General features: G+C 72.7%; 5 protein-coding genes. 4 read left to right on the top strand and 1 reads right to left on the bottom strand.

Features of this window, described 5'->3' with window-relative positions; translation table 11 throughout:
• The first annotated feature begins 76 nt into the window (after window positions 1–76).
• Together AC07DO_RS39085 and AC07DO_RS39080 are read left to right on the top strand one after the other, a co-directional pair.
• Window positions 77–1612: a DHA2 family efflux MFS transporter permease subunit gene (locus AC07DO_RS39085; RefSeq protein ID WP_479067166.1), complete on the top strand. Its 1536-nt coding sequence runs from the start codon at window positions 77–79 to the stop codon at window positions 1610–1612.
• Window positions 1590–2201 (top strand): acyl-CoA-like ligand-binding transcription factor, encoded by a 612-nt coding sequence (locus AC07DO_RS39080; RefSeq protein ID WP_479067164.1) that lies wholly within the window; start codon window positions 1590–1592, stop codon window positions 2199–2201. Before AC07DO_RS39085 ends, AC07DO_RS39080 begins: the two co-directional genes overlap by 23 nt.
• A gap of 241 nt (window positions 2202–2442) precedes the next feature.
• Here AC07DO_RS39080 and AC07DO_RS39075 read toward each other — a convergent pair whose 3' ends face one another.
• Window positions 2443–3255 carry a thioesterase II family protein gene (locus AC07DO_RS39075; protein ID WP_479067162.1) on the bottom strand — a complete coding sequence of 271 codons (813 nt, stop codon included), beginning with the start codon at window positions 3253–3255 and terminating at the stop codon, window positions 2443–2445.
• A gap of 241 nt (window positions 3256–3496) precedes the next feature.
• Between AC07DO_RS39075 and AC07DO_RS39070 the strand changes: the two genes are divergently transcribed.
• A complete protein-coding gene (locus AC07DO_RS39070) occupies window positions 3497–12556 on the top strand; it encodes a type I polyketide synthase (protein WP_479067160.1) in 9060 nt (3019 codons plus the stop codon).
• 6 nt (window positions 12557–12562) lie between these two features.
• Complete coding sequence (locus tag AC07DO_RS39065; RefSeq protein ID WP_479067158.1) at window positions 12563–19357, top strand: type I polyketide synthase; 6795 nt, start codon at window positions 12563–12565, stop codon at window positions 19355–19357.
• Window positions 19358–19411: the final 54 nt, after the last annotated feature.

Here is a 19411-nt window from a genome sequence, read left to right as displayed (position 1 = left end):
ACCCTCGGTACCGCGAGATAAAAAATGAGAGTACGCTCCGACTAGATATTGAGCTCTCTTTAGGAGGTCGACTCTCGTGTCAGCAGATCTGGGTGCACGGCGGTGGTGGGCCGTCGGGGCTCTCGTACTCGCCTCGATGGTCGTGGGCTTCGATGTGACGATCCTGAGCCTGGCGCTGCCGGCCATGGCCGACGATCTCGGGGCGAACAACGTCGAGCTGCAGTGGTTCGTGACCTCGTACACGCTCGTGTTCGCGGCCGGAATGATCCCCGCGGGCATGCTCGGTGACCGGTTCGGGCGCAAGAAGGTGCTGCTCACCGCCCTGGTGATCTTCGGCATCGCCTCGCTGGCCTGTGCCTACGCCACGGACTCCGGCACGTTCATCGCCGCGCGCGCGGTGCTCGGCCTGGGTGCCGCGCTGATCATGCCGACGACGCTGTCGCTCCTGCCGGTGATGTTCTCCGACGAGGAGCGCCCCAAGGCCATCGGCGCGGTGGCGGGCGCGGCGATGCTCGCCTATCCGCTCGGCCCGATCCTGGGCGGCTACCTCCTCAACCACTTCTGGTGGGGCTCCGTCTTCCTGATCAACGTGCCCGTGGTGATCCTCGCCTTCCTCGCGGTGTCGGCCTGGCTGCCCGAGTCCAAGGCCAAGGAGGCCAAGCCGTTCGACGTGGGCGGCCTGGTGTTCTCCAGCGTGGGTCTCGCCGCCATGACGTACGGCGTGATCCAGGGCGGCGAGAAGGGATGGACCGACGTCACCACCCTCGTGCCGACCCTCGGCGGTCTGCTCGCCATCGTGATCTTCGTGCTCTGGGAGAAGAGGGTGGCCGACCCGCTGGTCGACCTCTCGCTGTTCCGCTCGGCCCGGTTCACCTCGGGCACCATGCTCGGCACCGTCATCAACTTCACGATGTTCGGCGTGCTGTTCACGATGCCGCAGTACTACCAGGCGGTCCTCGGCACCGACGCGATGGGCAGCGGCTTCCGGCTCCTGCCGATGGTCGGCGGCCTCCTCGTCGGCGTGACCGTCGCCAACAAGGTCGCCAAGGCGCTCGGCCCGAAGACCGCGGTCGGCATCGGCTTCGCACTCCTCGCCGCCGCCCTCTTCTACGGCGCCACGACCGACATCGACAGCGGCACCGGCCTGGCGGCCGCGTGGACGGCGGCGTACGGCCTCGGCCTCGGCATCGCCCTGCCCACCGCCATGGACGCGGCACTCGGCGCGCTCTCCGAGGACTCCGCAGGCGTCGGCTCCGGCGTCAACCAGTCCATCCGTACCCTCGGCGGCAGCTTCGGCGCGGCCATCCTGGGATCCATCCTGAACTCCGGCTACCGCGGCGAGCTCGACCTCGACGGAGTGCCCGCGCAGGCACAGGGCGCCGTCAAGGACTCCGTGTTCGGCGGCCTGGCCGTGGCCCGGGCGCTCAAGGACAACGGGCTCTCCGAGTCGGTGCGCTCCGCGTACGTCCACGCCCTGGACGTGGTCCTCATCGTCTCCGGCGGCCTGGGACTGCTCGGCGTGCTGCTGGCGGTGGTGTGGCTGCCACGCCATGTTGGTCAGAGCAGCGCCAAGCCCGCAGAATCTGAGCATGAAGCAGCAGACGCAGTCTGACCAGGGCAGAACAGTGCCTGGACTGAGAGAACGCAAGAAAGCCAGAACCAAGGCCGGGATTCAGCGGGAGGCGGTGCGCCTGTTCAGGGAACAGGGCTACTCCGCCACGACCATCGAGCAGATCGCCGAAGCCGCCGAGGTCGCTCCCAGCACCGTCTTCCGCTACTTCGCGACCAAGCAGGACCTGGTCTTCTCGCACGACTACGACCTGCCCTTCGCCATGATGTTCCAGGCCCAGTCGCCCGACCTGACGCCGATCCAGGCCGAACGACAGGCCATCCGTTCGATGCTGAACGACATCACCGAACAGGAACTGGCCCTGCAGCGCGAACGCTTCGTGCTCATCCTCTCCGAGCCGGAGCTCTGGGGGGCCAGCCTGGGCAACATCAGCCAGACCATGCAGCTCCTCGCCGAACAGGTCGCCAAACGGGCGGGGCGTGATCCCGGGGACCCCGCGGTCCGCGCCTACACCGGAGCCCTGTTCGGAGTGATGCTGCAGGTCTCCCTGGACTGGGCGAACGACCCGGAGATGGACTTCGCGGCCACTCTGGACCAGGCGCTCTACTGCCTGGAGGACCTGCGTCCCTGAGCACCGAAAGGGGCGGGCTCCTTGCCCGCCCCCGAGGCGGGCCTCGCGCCCGCCTCGCGACCAGATGTCGTACGTGGCAGCCCTCGGCGGCAGCCGTGTACGAGGCAGGACGACCGCGCGCGGCCACCGCCCCCCGGCTGCCGCGTCCGGTCCAACCTGGCGTGCTCCGGCTTCCCTCGACGGAGCACGCCAGGGGTCTTTCCCGGCCGCGCCCACCCCACCCCCCCCGCCCACCCCGCCGCTACACTCCGGGAACCGCCGCCGTCAGCGCCCCGGTCACGATCGCCGCCACCCGCTCCTGACAGCCGTCGAGGTAGAAGTGGCCACCAGGCAGCACCCGGAGATCGAACGCCGCATCGGTGCGCTCCCGCCACGTGCCGGCCTCCTCGGGGGAGGTCCGCTCGTCGGCGTCACCGATCAGTGCCGTGATCGGGCAGTCCAGACGCTCAGGACCCGGCGCCTGGTACGTGGCGACGGCCCGGTAGTCGGCCCGCAGCGAGGGCAGGATCAGCTCCTGCAACTCCGGGCTCGTGAAGAACCGCTCGTCGGTGCCGCCCATCGCCCGCAGATGCGCCAGGATCTCCGCGTCGGCCGGCGCCCCGGACCGCCCGTCGGGACGGTAGGGCCGGGCGAGCCCGCCGGAGGCGAACAGATGCACCGGCCGACCCGGTCCCGCGGCACCCGTACCGGACCCAGCAGGACCGGAATCCCGCAGGCGCCGCGCCACCTCGAACGCCACGATCGCGCCCAGACTGTGTCCGAACAGCGCGAACGGCTTTCCGTCGGACGGCAGTTGGCCCACGACACCGTCGGCGAGCGCGGCCACCGATTCCAGACACGGCTCCTTGTGCCGGTCCTGCCGCCCCGGATACTGCACGGACAGCACGTCGACGCCGGGCGAGAGCAGCCCGGAGAGGCCGAACCAGTAACTCGCCGAGCCGCCCGCGAACGGGAAGCAGATCAGCCTCACCGGTGCCGAAGCGGAGTCGTGGTACCGCCGCAGCCACACCCCGGCCCCCGAGTTCCGCGGCGCCTGCGCAGTGCCCCTGTCCATCGCTCTCCCTCTCGTGCCGCTGTTGATTCCGCTGCCGTTCCGCTCCCGGTTTCGCCCCCGATGCTGGCCGCGGCCCATAGCGCCCGTCTAAAGCGGCGGACGGCTAGCCGGGGTTTGGTTCGCCTTTAGGGAGCCCGCTCACGATGAGCCCGGTACTCGAAGCGATCTCCGATTTCGGACCGGGAGCGCCGTTGATGTTTTCTGGCAGTCAGTTGTTCCGCGTTCGAACGCAGCTGACGTGATGGCCACGTCGCCGTCCGGCGCGAGCGCGGGCCCCGAACCGGTCGCGGTCGTCGGGATGGCCTGCCGGTTGCCCGGAGCACCCGACCCGGCGGCGTTCTGGCGGCTGCTGAGCGAGGGCCGCAGCGCCGTGCGCGACACCCCGCCCGAGCTCCGGCTGACCGATTCCGGCCTGCGCGGACCGGGCGGCTATCTGGACCGGATCGACGGCTTCGACGCGCCCTTCTTCCACATCGGCCCGCGCGAGGCCGAGGCGATGGACCCCCAGCAGCGGCTCCTCCTCGAACTGAGCTGGGAAGCGCTGGAGGACGCCGGTGTCCTGCCGTCCTCCCTGGCCCGCACCCGCACAGGAGTCTTCGTCGGCGCGCTCTGGGACGACTACGCCGACGTCCTGAACCGCGCCACGCGGAACGCCGTCACACGGCACACCATGACCGGCGTCCACCGCAGCATTCTGGCCAACCGCATCTCGTACGCGTACGCCCTGGCGGGCCCGAGCCTCACCGTCGACACCGCACAGTCGTCCTCGCTCGTCGCCGTGCACCTGGCCTGCGAGAGCATCAGGCGCGGCGAGTGCGGGACCGCGTTCGCGGGCGGCGTCAACCTCATCTGCTCGCCCCGCTCCACCGCACTGGCCGAGGCCCGCTTCGGCGGCCTCTCGGCCACGGGCCGCTGCCACACCTTCGACGCACGCGCCGACGGGTTCGTACGCGGCGAGGGCGGCGGACTCGTGGTGCTGAAACCGCTCGGTGCCGCGCGGCGCGACGGCGACACGGTGTACTGCGTCATCAGCGGAAGCGCCGTCAACAGCGACGGAGCCACCGACGGACTCACCCGGCCCAGCGGGCAGGCGCAGCGCGACGTGGTGCGCACCGCCTGCGGGCAGGCCCAGGTGACGCCCGACCAGATCCAGTACGTAGAGCTGCACGGCACGGGCACGCCCGTCGGCGACCCCATCGAGGCGGCCGCGCTCGGCGCCGCGCTCGGTCAGGACGGTGCGCGCACCGTGCCGCTCGCCGTCGGCTCCGCGAAGACGAACGTCGGCCACCTCGAAGCGGCGTCCGGGATCGTCGGACTGCTCAAGACGGCGCTGAGCATCCACCACCGCAAGCTGGCACCGAGCCTCAACTTCGACACCCCCCATCCGGCCATCCCGCTGGCCGACCTCGGCCTGGCCGTGCAGCGCGAACCGGCGGACTGGCCGCGCCCCGACCAGCCGCTGATCGCCGGGGTGTCGTCGTTCGGCATGGGGGGCACGAACGGGCACCTTGTGGTGGCTTCGGCGCCTGGGGTTGCGGGGTCCTCGGCGCCGGCGGCCTTGGCCTCGGTACCCGTGGCCGTGGAGCAGTCGGCCATCGTCCCGTGGCTCGTGAGCGCCCACAGCTCCTCCGCGCTGCCCGCCCAGGCCGCACGGCTGCGCACACACCTCGCGGCCGACCCGGCCACCCCCGACGCCGCCCGCATCGGCCACGCCCTCGCCACCATCCGCGCCCCCCTCGCCCACCGCGCGGTCCTGCTCGGCGGCACCACCACCGACCTGATCGGGTCCTTGGGCGCGTTGGCCGCGGGTGAGGAGACCGCCGACGTAGTGCGCGGCGAGGCGGTTCCAGACGGCAAACTTGCCTTCCTCTTCAGCGGGCAGGGCGCGCAACGCCCGGGCATGGGGCGCGAGTTGTACGCGGCCCATCCGGTCTTCGCCGACGCACTCGACGAAGCGTTCGCGGCACTGGACGCCCATCTGGACCGCCCGCTGCGGGAGATCGTCCTCGGCGAGGACACCGAGCGGCAGGGGTTGCTCGACCGGACCGAGTACACCCAGCCCGCGCTCTTCGCGTTCGAGACGAGTCTGTACCGGCTCGCGGCCGCCCACGGCCTGACCCCCGACTACGTTCTCGGCCACTCCGTCGGTGAGATCGCCGCCGCGCACGTGGCCGGCGTCCTCTCCCTGGCGGACGCGAGCGCCCTGGTCGCCGCCCGCGGCCGGCTCATGCAGGCGGTGCGGGCGCCCGGCGCGATGGCCGCGTGGCAGGCGACCGCGGACGAGGCCGCGGAGCTGCTCGCCGGGCACGAGGGGCGGGCCGCCGTGGCCGCCGTCAACGGCCCCGAGTCCGTCGTCGTCTCCGGTGACCGCGAGACGGTCGAGGAACTGACGGCCGCCTGGCAGGCGTACGGCCGCAAGGCCCACCGGCTCAAGGTCAGCCACGCCTTCCACTCCCCGCACATGGATTCCGTCCTCGACGAACTGCGCGCCGTCGCCGCGGGGCTGACGTTCCACGCGCCGGTCGTCCCCGTCGTCTCCAACGTCACCGGCGAGCCCGTGTCGGCGGACGGCGCCGAGCAGGCCGACCCCGAGTACTGGGCACGGCATGCGCGCGAGCCCGTGCGGTTCCTGGCCGGGGTGCGCGGGCTGTGCGAGCGAGGGGTGACGACGTTCGTCGAACTCGGTCCGGACGCGCCGCTTTCCGCGATGGCGCGGGAGTGTTTCCCCGCGGCAGGTGCGGCAGGTGCGGCAGGTGCGGCAGGTGCGGCAGGTGCGCCAGGTGCTGCTGGCGTTGCCGGTGGCGCGGGCGGCGGTTCAAGCCGTCCGCGTCCCGCCGCGGTGGCCGCGTGCCGGCGCGGACGCGACGAGGCGCGTACGTTCATGACGGCGCTGGCGCAGGCATACGTGCGGGGCGTCGATGTCGACTTCAGCGCCGCGTACGGCGCGCTCGGCGACGCGGAGCGCGTGAGTCTGCCCACGTACGCCTTCCAGCGGGAGCGGTACTGGCCCGAGGCGGAGCCTGCCCGGTACCGGGAGGCGCGGGAGTCCTCCGCGCCGGAGGAGAGCGGGCCGCGCCCGGTCGGCAGCGCGCGGACCGAGCTCGCCGAGCGGCTCGCCGCGCTCTCCGTCGCCGACCAGGAACGCACCTTGCTGGGTCTGGTCGCCAAGCAGGTCGCCGTCGTGCTCGGCGGTACCTCGGCGACGGTCGAAACGGCCCGTACGTTCAAGCAGTCGGGCTTCGACTCGATGGCCGCGGCCGAGCTGAGCGAACGGCTCGGCACGGTCACCGGGCTGCCGCTGCCCGCGACCCTCACCTTCGACCACCCGACTCCGCTGGCCGTCGCGTCGCACTTGCGCGCGCAGCTCACGGGGACGGGGGACGAGAGCCTCGCACGGCCCACCGGCACGGACGGCTCCCGCACATCCGGTACGTCCGGCACATCCGGTACATCCAGCCCGTCCGGCTCGTCCGGCTCGTCCGGCCCGTCCGGTACATCCAGCCCGTCCGGCTCGTCCGGCTCGTCCGGCCCGTCCGGTACGGATGACGACCCCATCGCCATCGTCGCCATGAGCTGCCGTTACCCGGGCGGCGCCGGTACGCCGGAGGACCTGTGGCGGCTGGTCGCGGACGGCGCCGACGCGATCGGCGCGTTCCCCACCGATCGCGGCTGGGACCTGGAGCGGCTCTTCCACCCCGACGCGGACCGATCGGGCACCAGCTGTACGCGGCAGGGCGGTTTCCTGTACGACGCCGCCGACTTCGACGCCGAGTTCTTCGACATCAGCCCGCGCGAGGCGCTGGCCGTCGACCCGCAGCAGCGGCTGCTCCTCGAATGCGCCTGGGAGGCCTTCGAGCGGGCAGGACTGGACCCCCGGGCACTCAAGGGCAGCCCCACCGGCGTGTTCGTCGGCATGACGGGCCAGGACTACGGCCCCCGGCTGCACGAACCGTCCCGGTCCACCGACGGCTACCTGCTCACCGGAAGCACGCCCAGCGTGGCCTCGGGCCGCCTCTCGTTCAGCTTCGGCCTGGAAGGGCCCGCGCTGACGGTCGACACGGCCTGCTCCTCGTCGCTGGTCACCCTCCACCTGGCGGCGCAGTCGCTGCGGCGCGGCGAATGCGACATGGCGCTGGCCGGGGGCGCCACCGTCCTCGCCACGCCGGGCATGTTCACCGAGTTCTCGCGCCAGCGCGGCCTCGCCCCCGACGGGCGCTGCAAGCCGTTCGCGGAGGGCGCCGACGGCACGGGCTGGGCAGAGGGCGTGGGCCTCGTACTCCTGGAACGCCTTTCCGAGGCGCGGCGCAAGGGACATGAGGTCCTCGCGGTGATACGTGGTTCCGCGGTGAACCAGGACGGCGCGAGCAACGGCCTGACCGCACCCAACGGCCCTTCGCAGCAGCGCGTCATCCGCGCCGCGCTCGCGGACGCGCGGCTCGCGGCCGACGAGGTCGACGCCGTGGAGGCGCACGGCACCGGCACGACGCTGGGCGACCCGATCGAGGCGCAGGCGCTGCTCGCCACGTACGGTCGAGGCCGTTCGCCGGAGCGGCCGTTGTGGCTGGGCTCGGTGAAGTCGAACATCGGCCACACGCAGGCTGCCGCCGGTGTCGCCGGTGTGATCAAGATGGTGCTCGCGCTGCGGAACGACCTGCTCCCCGCCACCCTCCACGTCGATGGGCCGAGCGGGCACGTGGACTGGTCGACGGGCGCGGTACGGCTGCTCACCGAGCCGGTCCTCTGGCCGCGCGGCGACCGCCCGCGCCGGGCGGCGGTCTCGTCCTTCGGCATCTCCGGGACGAACGCGCACCTGGTGCTCGAAGAGGCGCAGCCTGCGGCGGTCGGGGCGGTCGGGGCGGTGGAGGCCGTCGAGGCCGTCGAGAAGGCGGATGCCGGTGCGGCGGACGGCGTGCTGTTGCCGTGGGTGGTTTCGGGCCGCAGCGGCGAGGCGTTGCGTGAACAGGCGCGCCGGTTGGGCGAGTTCGTCGCGGTGGACGGTCCTGGAGGGGCCGCGTCCGCCGCGGAGGTGGGCCGGGCGCTGGTCACGACGCGGTCGGTGTTCGAGCACCGGGCTGTTGTGGTGGGTCGGGATCGGGATGCGTTGACGGATGGTCTTGGGGCGTTGGCGTCCGGTGCGGTGTCTTCGGATGTGGTGTCGGGGATCGCGTCCGGTGATGTGGGTCCTGGGCCGGTGTTGGTGTTTCCGGGGCAGGGGTCGCAGTGGGTGGGGATGGGGGCTCGGCTGCTGGATGAGTCGCCGGTGTTCGCGGCTCGTGTTGCCGAGTGTGAGCGGGCGCTGTCCGCGTACGTTGACTGGTCGTTGCGGGAGGTGTTGCGCGGGGACGGCCAGGAACTGGCGCGGGTTGAGGTCGTGCAGCCGGTGTTGTGGGCGGTGATGGTCTCGCTGGCCGCGGTGTGGGCGGATCAGGGGATCGTCCCGGCCGCCGTCGTCGGACATTCGCAGGGGGAGATCGCCGCGGCGGTCGTGGCCGGGGCGCTCACACTGGAGGACGGCGCCAAGATCGTGGCGCTGCGCAGCCGGGCGCTGCGGCAGCTCTCGGGTGCGGGCGCGATGGCGTCCCTCGGCGTGGGTCGGGCGCAGGCCGCCGAACTCGTCGACGGGCAGCCGGGGGTGGGCATCGCAGCCGTCAACGGGCCCTCCTCCACTGTCATTTCGGGACCCCCCGAGCGGGTCGCCGCCGTCGTCGCGGACGCCGAGGCGCGCGGGTTGCGGGGTCGTGTCATCGATGTGGACTACGCCTCGCACAGCCCGCAGGTCGACACCATCACCGACGAACTGACCCACATCCTGGCGGGCATACGTCCCGTTCAGGCCCCCGTGGCCTTCTACTCGGCGGTGACCGGCAGCCGTATCGACACCACCGGCCTCGACACGGACTACTGGGTCACGAACCTGCGCCGCCCGGTCCGGTTCGCCGACGCCGTGACGGCGCTCCTCGCCGACGGGCACCGGGTCTTCATCGAATCCAGCAGCCATCCGGTGCTCACACTCGGCCTGCAGGAGACGTTCGAGGAGGCCGGGGCCGACGCCGTCACCGTGCCGACGCTGCGACGCGAGGACGGCGGCCTGTCCCGCCTCGCCCTTTCGTTGGCCCAGGCCTTCGTGGCGGGGTGCGCGGTCAGGTGGGAGAACTGGTTCTCAGGGGGTGGAGCGACGGGAGGGTCTCCCACAGCTGGAGCGGCGGGCGGCCTGGCGCTGCCCACGTACGCCTTCCAGCGGCGGCGCTACTGGCTGGAGGCCGCCGGTGACAACCAGGACGCGGCCGGCCTCGGTCTCGCGGCGGTCGGCCACCCGCTGCTCGGCGCGGCGGCGGAGCTCGCCGAGGGCGACGTGCGGCTGCTCACCGGCCGTATCGGCAGGCACAGCCATCCATGGCTCGCCCAGCACACACTTTTCGGCACCGCTGTCGTGCCCGCATCCGTGCTCGCGGAATGGGCGCTGCGCGCCGCCGACGACGCCGGTTGTGCGGGCGTCGAGGAGCTCACGTTCCAGGCGCCTCTGGTGCTGCCCGACGCGGGGGGCGTGCAGGTACAGATCGTGGTGGGGGCGGTCGACGGTGACGGCGGCCACCGGAACGTGCACGTCTACGCCCGCCCTGACGACGAGGACGCCCTCGACGGGGGCGGTGCGGCGTGGACGTGCCATGCCTCGGGGCAGCTCGTCGCCGAGTCTGCGGGTGTGGATGCGGACGCGGGTGCGGGTGCGGGCGTGAAGGCGGACGCGGGTGCGGATGCGGATGACGGGGGTGATCTCGGTGGGGTGTGGCCCCCTGCCGGTGCCGATCACGTCGACCTGGGCGACTTCTACGACCGGGCCGCCGCGACCGGCGTCGGCTACGGGCCGGCCTTCACGGGGCTGCGCAACCTGTGGCGGCGGGGTGCGGAGCTGTACGCCGAGGCGGTACTGCCTCAAGAGGCCCCGGACGGGACCGGGTTCGGCCTGCACCCGGCCCTTCTCGATGCCGCACTGCACCCCGCCCTCCTCGACGAGCCGCCGACCGGCGCCGACCAGGTGTGGCTGCCGTTCAGCCTGACCGGGGTGTCGCTGTGGGCCACCGGCGCGACCTCGGTTCGCGTACGCCTCACACCGCTGGGCGACGACGGACCGCTCTCCGAACGGACGGGCCGGACCTGGCGGATCGCGGTGACCGACCCGACCGGGGCGAAGGTGCTGACCTGCGAGGGTCTGGCCGTGATCGCGGCGGGGCGGCGGGAGCTGCGCGGTGCCGGTCGGGGTGGGGCGTCCGATCTGTATGCGTTGCGGTGGGTGCCGGTTGCGGAGCCGGTGCCGGTGCCGGAGCGGGCGGCGGGGGCGATCCTTGCGGGGGATCTTCCGTCGGGCTGGGTCCGTCTGGGCGACGGCGGGCACCGCGATCTGGAGGCTCTGTGCGCGGCCGTCGACGCGGGAGCCCCGGTTCCGTCTGTCGTTCTCTCCGACGTGGAGGGCACCGGGGCGAATGAGGCGTCGGTGATGTCGGCGGTGGCGTCGGCGGTGGAGCGTACCGCCGTGCTCCTGGACAGCTGGCTCGCCGACGCACGCTTCGCCGATACCCGTCTGGTGCTGCTCACGCACGGCGCGGTCACCGCGGAGGGCGGCGACCCGCCCGCCCCGGCGGCCGCCGCGGTGCGCGGCCTCGTCCACCAAGCGCAGGTCGACCGTCCGGGCCGCTTCCTCCTCATCGACGTGAGTGCTGGGACCGGGGTGGAAGGGCCCGCCCTGGATCACGCCGTGGCCGCGGCTCTGGCCGGCAACGAACCCCAACTCGCCCTCCGGGGCGGCCAAGTCCTCGCCCCCCGGCTCGCCAACGCCGCTTCTGCGACCGCGACAACCGGGCCCACCGACGCGACGGCGCCGACACTCGACCCGGACGGCACGGTGCTCCTCGTCGGATCGGCCGGGGTGCCGGTCGTCGCCCTCGCGGAACACTTGGTTCGCAGCGAGCAGTGCAGGCATCTTATGATCCTCACCGAGAGGCAACTAGCTGCGGAGATTGGTGAGTTGCGCGAGTTGGGTGCCACCGTGCGCTTGGACGCCCTCGACCTCACGAACCCCGCCGCACTGGCAGCAGCCGTCGCCGCCGTCGACGCGGACCACCCCCTCACGGGAGTCATCCACGCCACTGGCACCGCGCCGAGCGACTCGTTCGCCGACGCGTGGGCGGCGAGGGCAGCCGTCACCGCGGCCCTGGACACCGCGACGGCCCACCTGCCCCTCGCCCTCTTCGCCGTACTGTCCCCGGTCGGCGCGGACCTGGGCATCCCGCGGCCGACGGCCGACGCAGGAGCCGACGCGTTCCGCGAGGCCCTCGCCCTGCGCCGGCACACCGCCGACACGACGGGTGTAGCCCTCACCTACGCCCCGCCGCCCACCGAGGAGAGCCCCACCCCGCCCCCCGTCCCCGGCATCGGCATCAAGGCAATCGAGCCCGAACAGCTCCCGGCCCTCCTGGACGCGGCCCGCGCACACGGCGGCATCCCGCTCGTCGGTGCCCGCCTGGTCCCCCACTCGCCGGCCTCCGTAGACCTGGACGCCCTGCCCGCACCGCTGCGCGCCCTCGCCGCGGCGCGGGCCCCCGCCCGGCGTACCGCCGCCGACCGCACGCCGCCCACGGACTGGTCGGCACGCCTGGCCTCCCTGTCCGCCGCCGAACAGCTCCGGCTGCTCACCGAGGCCGTACGCACCCACGCCGCCGCGGTCCTCGGCCGCACCGACCCGGAGGCGCTGCGCGGCGACGCCACGTTCAAGCAGCTGGGCCTGGACTCGCTGACGGCCGTCGAGCTGCGCAACCGGCTCGTCGCGGACACCGGGCTGCGCCTGCCCACGGCTCTCGTCTTCCGCCACCCCACCCCCACCGCCGTAGCCGCCCATCTGCGCGAACGGCTGACCGTCAGTGGCGAGCGGCCCGCCGGAGGCAACGCAACAGCCCCGACACCGGCCACCGGAGCACCCGTCCCTGGCGCCGTGCTGAGCGACCTCACCCGCATGGAGAACAGCCTCGCTGCCGTGGCGACCCAGCTGCCCCGGCTGCCCCACGGTGAGACGGGCGAGATCACCACCCGCCTGGAGGCGCTCCTCGCCCTCTGGAAGACCGCGAACGTCGCGACGGGCGCCACGACCAACAGCACGACGAACACCACGACGAACGTCACGACGGACGACGACAACGCCGCAGACCGGCTCAAGGTGGCGTCCGCCGACCAGATCTTCGACTTCATCGACAACGAGCTGGGTGTCGGGCCCGACACCTCGCGCGCGACCCCCACTCCGAAAGCCGGGTGACCCCACATGGCGAGTGAAGAGCAACTGGTCGAGTATCTGCGCAGGGTGACCACCGAGCTCCATGACACCCGTCGGCGCCTGGCGCAGGAGGAGGGCCGCAGGCACGAGCCGATCGCGGTCGTCGGGATGGCGTGCCGCTTCCCGGGCGGCGTGTCCTCCCCGGAGGATCTCTGGGACCTCGTGGCCGCGGGTAAGGACGCCATCGAGGACTTCCCGACCGACCGGGGCTGGGACCTGGAGTCGCTCTACCACCCGGACCCGGCCAACTACGCCACCAGCTACGTGCGCCACGGCGGTTTCGTGGACGACGCGGGATCCTTCGATGCCGACTTCTTCGGCATCAGCCCGCGCGAGGCGCTGGCGATGGACCCGCAGCAGCGCCTGATGCTGGAGACGTCCTGGGAGCTGTTCGAACGTTCCGGCATCGACCCCGTCTCCCTCAAGGGCAGCCTCACGGGTGTCTACGCGGGTGTGTCGAGCGAGGACTACATGTCCCAGCTCCCGCGCATCCCCGAAGGGTTCGAGGGGCACGCCACCACGGGCAGCCTCACCAGCGTCATCTCCGGCCGGGTGGCCTACAACTACGGTCTCGAAGGCCCCGCCGTCACCGTCGACACGGCCTGCTCCGCCTCGCTCGTCGCGGTCCACCTGGCAAGCCAGGCGCTGCGCCAGGGCGAGTGCGACCTGGCCCTCGCGGGCGGGGTGCTCGTGCTGTCGAGCCCGCTGATGTTCACCGAGTTCTGCCGCCAGCGTGGGCTCGCGCCGGACGGCCGCTGCAAGCCGTTCGCCGCCGCGGCCGACGGCACCGGATTCTCCGAGGGCATCGGCCTGATCCTGCTCGAACGCCTCTCGGACGCCCGCCGCAACGGCCACAACGTCCTGGCCGTCGTCCGTGGCTCGGCGGTCAACCAGGACGGCGCGAGCAACGGCCTGACCGCCCCCAACGACGCCGCGCAGGAACAGGTCATCCGAGCCGCCCTCGCCAGCGCCCGACTCACCGCCGCCGAGGTCGACGCGGTCGAGGCGCACGGCACCGGGACCAGGCTCGGCGACCCCATCGAGGCCGGCGCCCTGCTCGCCACCTACGGCCGGCACCGTGAGAGGCCCCTCCTGCTCGGCTCCCTGAAGTCCAACATCGGCCACACGCACGCCACCGCGGGCGTCGCCGGAGTCATCAAGACCGTCATGGCGATCCGCAACGGGCTGGTGCCCGCCACCCTCCACGTCGAGGAACTCAGCCCGCACGTCGACTGGGACGCGGGCGCGGTCGAGGTCGTCACCGAGCCCACCCTCTGGCCCGACACGGGCCACCCGCGCCGGGCCGGAGTGTCCGCGTTCGGCATCTCGGGAACCAACGCGCACCTGATCCTGGAAGAGGCGCCGGAGGATCGGGCGGAGCAGGGCGCGGGGGGAGAGCCTGGCGTGGTCCCGTGCACCGCGGGGAGCGCGGTGGTGCCGTGGGTGGTTTGCGGCAGGACGCCCGAGGCGTTGCGCGAACAGGCGCGACGTCTAGGCGAGTTCGTGGCAGGGGAGACGCAGGCACTGCCGGGTGAGGTCGGCTGGTCACTGGCGACCACGCGGTCGGTGTTCGAGCACCGGGCTGTTGTGGTGGGTCGGGATCGGGACGCGTTGACGGACGGTCTTGGGGCGTTGGCGTCCGGTGCGGTGTCTTCGGATGTGGTGTCGGGGATCGCGTCCGGTGATGTGGGTCCTGGGCCGGTGTTGGTGTTTCCGGGGCAGGGGTCGCAGTGGGTGGGCATGGGTGCCCAACTTCTGGATGAGTCGCCTGTGTTCGCGGGGCGGATTGCTGAGTGTGAGCGGGCGCTGTCCGCGTACGTCGACTGGTCGTTGCGTGAGGTGTTGCGCGGGGACGGCAAGGAACTGTCCCGGGTCGAGGTCGTACAGCCCGTGTTGTGGGCCGTCATGGTCTCCCTTGCTGCCGTGTGGGCGGATCAGGGGATCGTCCCGGCGGCGGTGATCGGGCATTCGCAGGGTGAGATGGCTGCCGCGTGTGTCGCGGGGGCGCTGTCGCTGGAGGATGCGGCACGGATCGTGGCGGTACGCAGTGACGCACTGCGGCAGTTGCAGGGGCACGGCGACATGGCGTCCATCGGTGCCGGTTCCGAGCGGGCCGCCGAGCTGATCGGCGAGCGGCCGGGCGTGAGCATCGCCGCCGTCAACGGCCCTTCTTCTACCGTCATTTCGGGCGCACCCGAACATGTGGCGGCCGTAGTCGCGGAGGCGGAGGCAGTCGGGCTGCGGGCCCGGGTCATCGACGTCGGTTACGCCTCCCACAACCCCCAGATCGACGCACTGCACGACCTGCTCACGGAACGCCTGGCCGATATCCGGCCGGTCCCCACGGACGTGGCGTTCTACTCGACGGTCACGGCTGAGCGTCTCCGGGACACCGCCGCGCTCGACACCGGTTACTGGGTCACCAACCTCCGTCAGCCGGTCCGTTTCGCCGACACCGTTGAGGCGCTCCTGGCTGATGGCTACCGGCTGTTCATCGAGGCCAGTGCTCACCCCGTGCTGGCTTTTGGCATGGAGGAGACGATCGAGCGGGCGGACGTGTCCGCGACGGTGGTTCCGACGCTGCGTCGTGACCACGGTGACGTCGCTCAGCTCACCCGTTCCGCCGCGCAGGCGTTCGCCGCGGGTGCGGAGGTGGACTGGCGGCGCTGGTTCCCGGCCGAGCCGGCCCCTCGTACCGTCGACCTGCCGACGTACGCCTTCCAGCGCCGGCGCTACTGGCTGGCCGACACGGTGAAGCGCGACGACGTCGGAGGGCAGGGGCCGACCGGGTCCGGGCACGCGCAGTTGCCCACCGCCGTCGCGCTCGCCGACGGGGGAGTGGTGCTCAACGGCCGGGTCTCCGCGGAGCGCGGGAGTTGGCTGGGCGGGCACGTGGTCGCCGGGACCGTTCTGGTGCCGGGTGCCGCGTTGGTCGAGTGGGTGCTGCGGGCCGCCGACGACGCGGGCTGCGCGACTCTCCAGGAGCTGACGCTCCAGGCACCCATGGTGCTGCCCGAGACCGGTGGCCTTCAGGTCCAGGTGGTCGTGGATGCCGCCGACGACCGGGGCAGGAGCGACGTACGGGTGTACTCGCGTCCTGAGCGGGATGCGGGGGCGGCGGTGTGGGTGTGCCATGCGGTCGGCGAGCTCGGCCGGGAGCCGGGGGCGAGGCCTGTGCGGCCCGCCGGGGCGTGGCCTGCGGCGGGGGCGGAGCCGGTGGACGTGGGCGAGTTCTACGAAGGTGTCGCCGCCGCCGGATACGAGTACGGCCCGGCGTTCCGCGGACTCCGTGCGATGTGGCGGCATGGGGAGGAGCTGCTGGCGGAGGTGGAGCTGCCGGAGCAGGCCGGTTCGCCCGCCGGGTTCGGTATCCATCCGGCGCTGCTGGATGCCGCCCTGCATCCGCTGCTCGCACAGCGGAGCCCGCACGGGACCGGAAGTGGTTCCGGGGGCGCCGGTGAGCAGGTGCTGTTGCCCTTCACCTGGAGCGGTGTCTCGCTGTGGGCCACCGAGGCCACGACCGTACGCGTACGCATCAGCGGGCTGAGCGGGCTGAGCGGCCTGGGCGGGCCGCCCGGTCTGAGCGGGCCGAGCGAGCTGCGTGGGAGCGGTGAGGAGGCGGTCTCGCTGGTCGTCACCGATCCCGCCGGTGCGCCCGTGCTGGACGTCGCGGAACTGCGCTTGCGGTCGACCAGCGCCCGACAGGTGCGGGCGGCGGTCGGGTCGGTCGGGTCCGGTGCCGATGGACTGTACGAACTGCGGTGGACGTCGCTTCCCGTTCCGGTGGCTGTGGACGAGGCCGGCGCGACCGATGACGTCGGCTGCGTGACGCTCAGTGGGCTGGACGTCGAGTGTGTACGAGAGGTCGCAGCGGCCGACGGCACGGCGCCCTCTGTGGTTCTGGCCCCCGTGGACGCCCCGGACGCGGCGTCGAGCGAGGACGGACTCACCCTGACGGCACGCGTGTTGAGCGTCGTCCAGGAGTTTCTTGCCGAGCCCCGCCTCGAGCAGGCGCAGCTCGTCTTCGTCACCCGGGGTGCGGCCGGTCCCGATGAGGAAGACGGTGTGTCGGACGGGGTGCCGTACGCCCCGAACCCGGCGGGCGCGGCGGTGTGGGGTCTGGTGCGCAGCGCGCAGTCGGAGAACCCAGGCCGGTTCGTCCTGCTCGACACGGATGTCGATCCCGGCGACAGCGATGGAGGCGGTGACGGCGTCGGCGACGTCGATGGAGACGGTGACAGTGACGGCGACGGCGACGGCGACGGCGGTGAGCGTGGCGACCGCGGCGAGCGCGGGATTCTGCACGCGGTCCAGTGCGCGGCCGACGCAGAAGAGCCCCAAGTCGCGGTGCGTGAAGGGCGGTTGCTGGTCCCGAGGTGGGTACGTGCCGACGCGCCGGCCGAGTTGTCCGGGCCGCCCGGCGCCCGGGCCTGGCGGCTCGTCGCCGGTGTGTCCGGGACGCTCGACGCCGTCGAAGCCGTGGCCTGCGACGAGGTGCTGCGCCCGCTGGAACCGGGGCAGGTCCGCATCGCGGTGCACACGGCCGGCGTCAACTTCCGTGACGTACTGATCGCACTCGGCATGTATCCGGACGCCGACGCACTGCCCGGTACCGAGGCGGCCGGTGTGGTGACGGAGGTCGGGCCGGGCGTCACCCGCCTGGCGGCCGGCGACCGTGTGATGGGCATGCTGGAGGGCGCCTTCGGGCCGTGGGCCGTCGCCGACGCACGCACGCTGGCACCTGTTCCGGCCGGCTGGGACACGCGGCAGGCGGCCGGCGCCCCGGCCGCGTTCCTCACTGCCTGGTACGGCTTGGTCGAGCTGGCCGGGTTGAGGGCGGGTGAGCGGGTGTTGATCCATGCCGCTACGGGTGGTGTGGGGATGGCGGCGGTGCAGATCGCCCGGCATCTTGGGGCTGAGGTGTTCGCCACCGCGAGTCCGGCCAAGCACGGCGTGCTGGAGGAGATGGGGATCGACGCCGCCCACCGTGCGTCCTCCCGGGACGCGGGGTTCGAGGACGCGTTCCGGCAGGGCACCGACGGGCGCAGTGTGGACGTCGTACTCAACAGCCTCACCGGCGAACTCCTGGACGCCTCCCTCCGGTTGCTGGGGGAGGGCGGTGGCGATGGCGCGGCCTCGGGCGCGAGTTCGGGCAAGCGCTTCGTCGAGATGGGCAAGAGCGACCCCCGCGACCCCGAACTGGTCGCGCTGACGCACCCCGGAGTGTCGTACGAGGCCTTCGACCTGGTCGCCGACGCGGGGCCCGAGCGGCTCGGGCGGATGCTCGACCTGCTCGGCGGCCTCTTCGCCGACGGGACGCTGGTGCCGCTGCCGGTCACGGCACGCCCCCTGGGGCGGGCACCCGATGTGTTCCGCCACATGAGCCAGGCGAAGCACACCGGCAAGCTGGTGCTCGACGTACCCGCTCCGCTCGACCCCGACGGCACCGTCCTCGTCACCGGAGGCACCGGCACCATCGGCGCCGCCGTGGCCGAACATCTGGCGCGCACGGGTGAGAGCAGGCATCTGCTCATCGCGAGCCGCAGCGGAGACGCGGCCGACGGAGCGCATGAACTCGCCTCGCGGATCGTCGAAACGGGTGCCGACGTCACGTTCGCCGCCGTCGACGTGAGTGAGCCCGGCGCCGTCGCCGCGCTGATCGCCGGGATCGATCCGGCGCACCCGCTGACCGGCGTCGTACACGCCGCCGGTGTGCTCGACAACGCCATGATTGTCAGCCAGAGCCCCGAAAGTCTCGCCCGGGTGTGGGCGGCCAAGGCGGCGGCCGCGCACGAACTCCACGAAGCCACACGGGAGTTGCGGCTCGGGATGTTCGTGACGTTCTCCTCCTTCGCCTCCACCATGGGCACCCCCGGCCAGGCCAACTACGCCTCCGCCAACGCCTTCTGCGACGCGCTGGCCGCGCGCCGCCGCGCGGCGGGCCTCACCGGGCTCTCCGTGGCCTGGGGGCTGTGGGAGGCCACCAGCGGCCTGACCGGCACGCTGTCCGCCGCCGACCGGGCCCGCATCGACCGCTACGGCATCAGGCCGACCGGCGCGGCCCGCGGCTGTGCCCTGCTGGCCGCCGCGCGCGCCCACGGGCGCCCCGACCTGCTCGCGATGGACCTCGACCCCCGTGTCCCGGCAGCCTCCGACGCTCCGGTCCCCGCCGTACTGCGCACGCTCGCGGCAACGGGAACATCCGCCACCGCCCGCCCCACCGCGGCCGCGGCGGGCGAGGCGACGGACTGGTCCGGCAGGCTCACCGGCCTCACCACCGAGGAGCGCCTGGACGTCCTCACCACGCTGGTACGCACCCAGGCGGCCGGGGTACTCGGCCACGCCGACCCGGACGCGGTGCAGGTCGACACGCCGTTCAAGGAGCTCGGTTTCGACTCGCTCACCGCCGTGGAACTCCGCAACCGGCTCGCCGCCGCGACGGGCCTGAAGCTGCCCGCAGCGCTCGTCTTCGACTACCCGCAGGCCCACGTGCTCGCCGCCCACCTGGCAGAACGGCTCGCCCCCGACGCGGCGGCGCGGGCGACGAGCGGCGACATGACCGCCCAGGTCCTCCAGGAGGTGGCCCGGGTCGAGCACGTCCTGTCCGCCGCCGTCGCCCAGGGCCTGGACCAGGCGGCCGTCGCGGCCCGCCTGGAGGCGCTGCTCGCCCGCTTCGCGGCGAGCACGGCCGCGGCGGAGGACGGCGACGACGCGGTGGACCAGCTGGAGACGGCCACCGCCGAGCAGGTACTGGACTTCATCGACAACGAACTCGGGGTGTGAGCCGCGTGCCGGCCGCACACCTCGCGTCGCGATCACGGGCGGGGAGCTAGAGCG

Source organism: Streptomyces sp. NPDC045678 (genome assembly GCF_056432085.1).
This window is presented reverse-complemented; position numbering and strand designations above follow the sequence as displayed.

What these genes read in the sequence shown, in the direction of transcription:
- AC07DO_RS39075 (WP_479067162.1), bottom strand. Translation starts at nt 3,255, where the DNA reads ATGGACAGGGGCACTGCGCAGGCGCCGCGGAACTCGGGGGCCGGGGTG.
- AC07DO_RS39065 (WP_479067158.1), top strand. Translation starts at nt 12,563, where the DNA reads ATGGCGAGTGAAGAGCAACTGGTCGAGTATCTGCGCAGGGTGACCACC.
- AC07DO_RS39070 (WP_479067160.1), top strand. Translation starts at nt 3,497, where the DNA reads ATGGCCACGTCGCCGTCCGGCGCGAGCGCGGGCCCCGAACCGGTCGCG.
- AC07DO_RS39080 (WP_479067164.1), top strand. Translation starts at nt 1,590, where the DNA reads ATGAAGCAGCAGACGCAGTCTGACCAGGGCAGAACAGTGCCTGGACTG.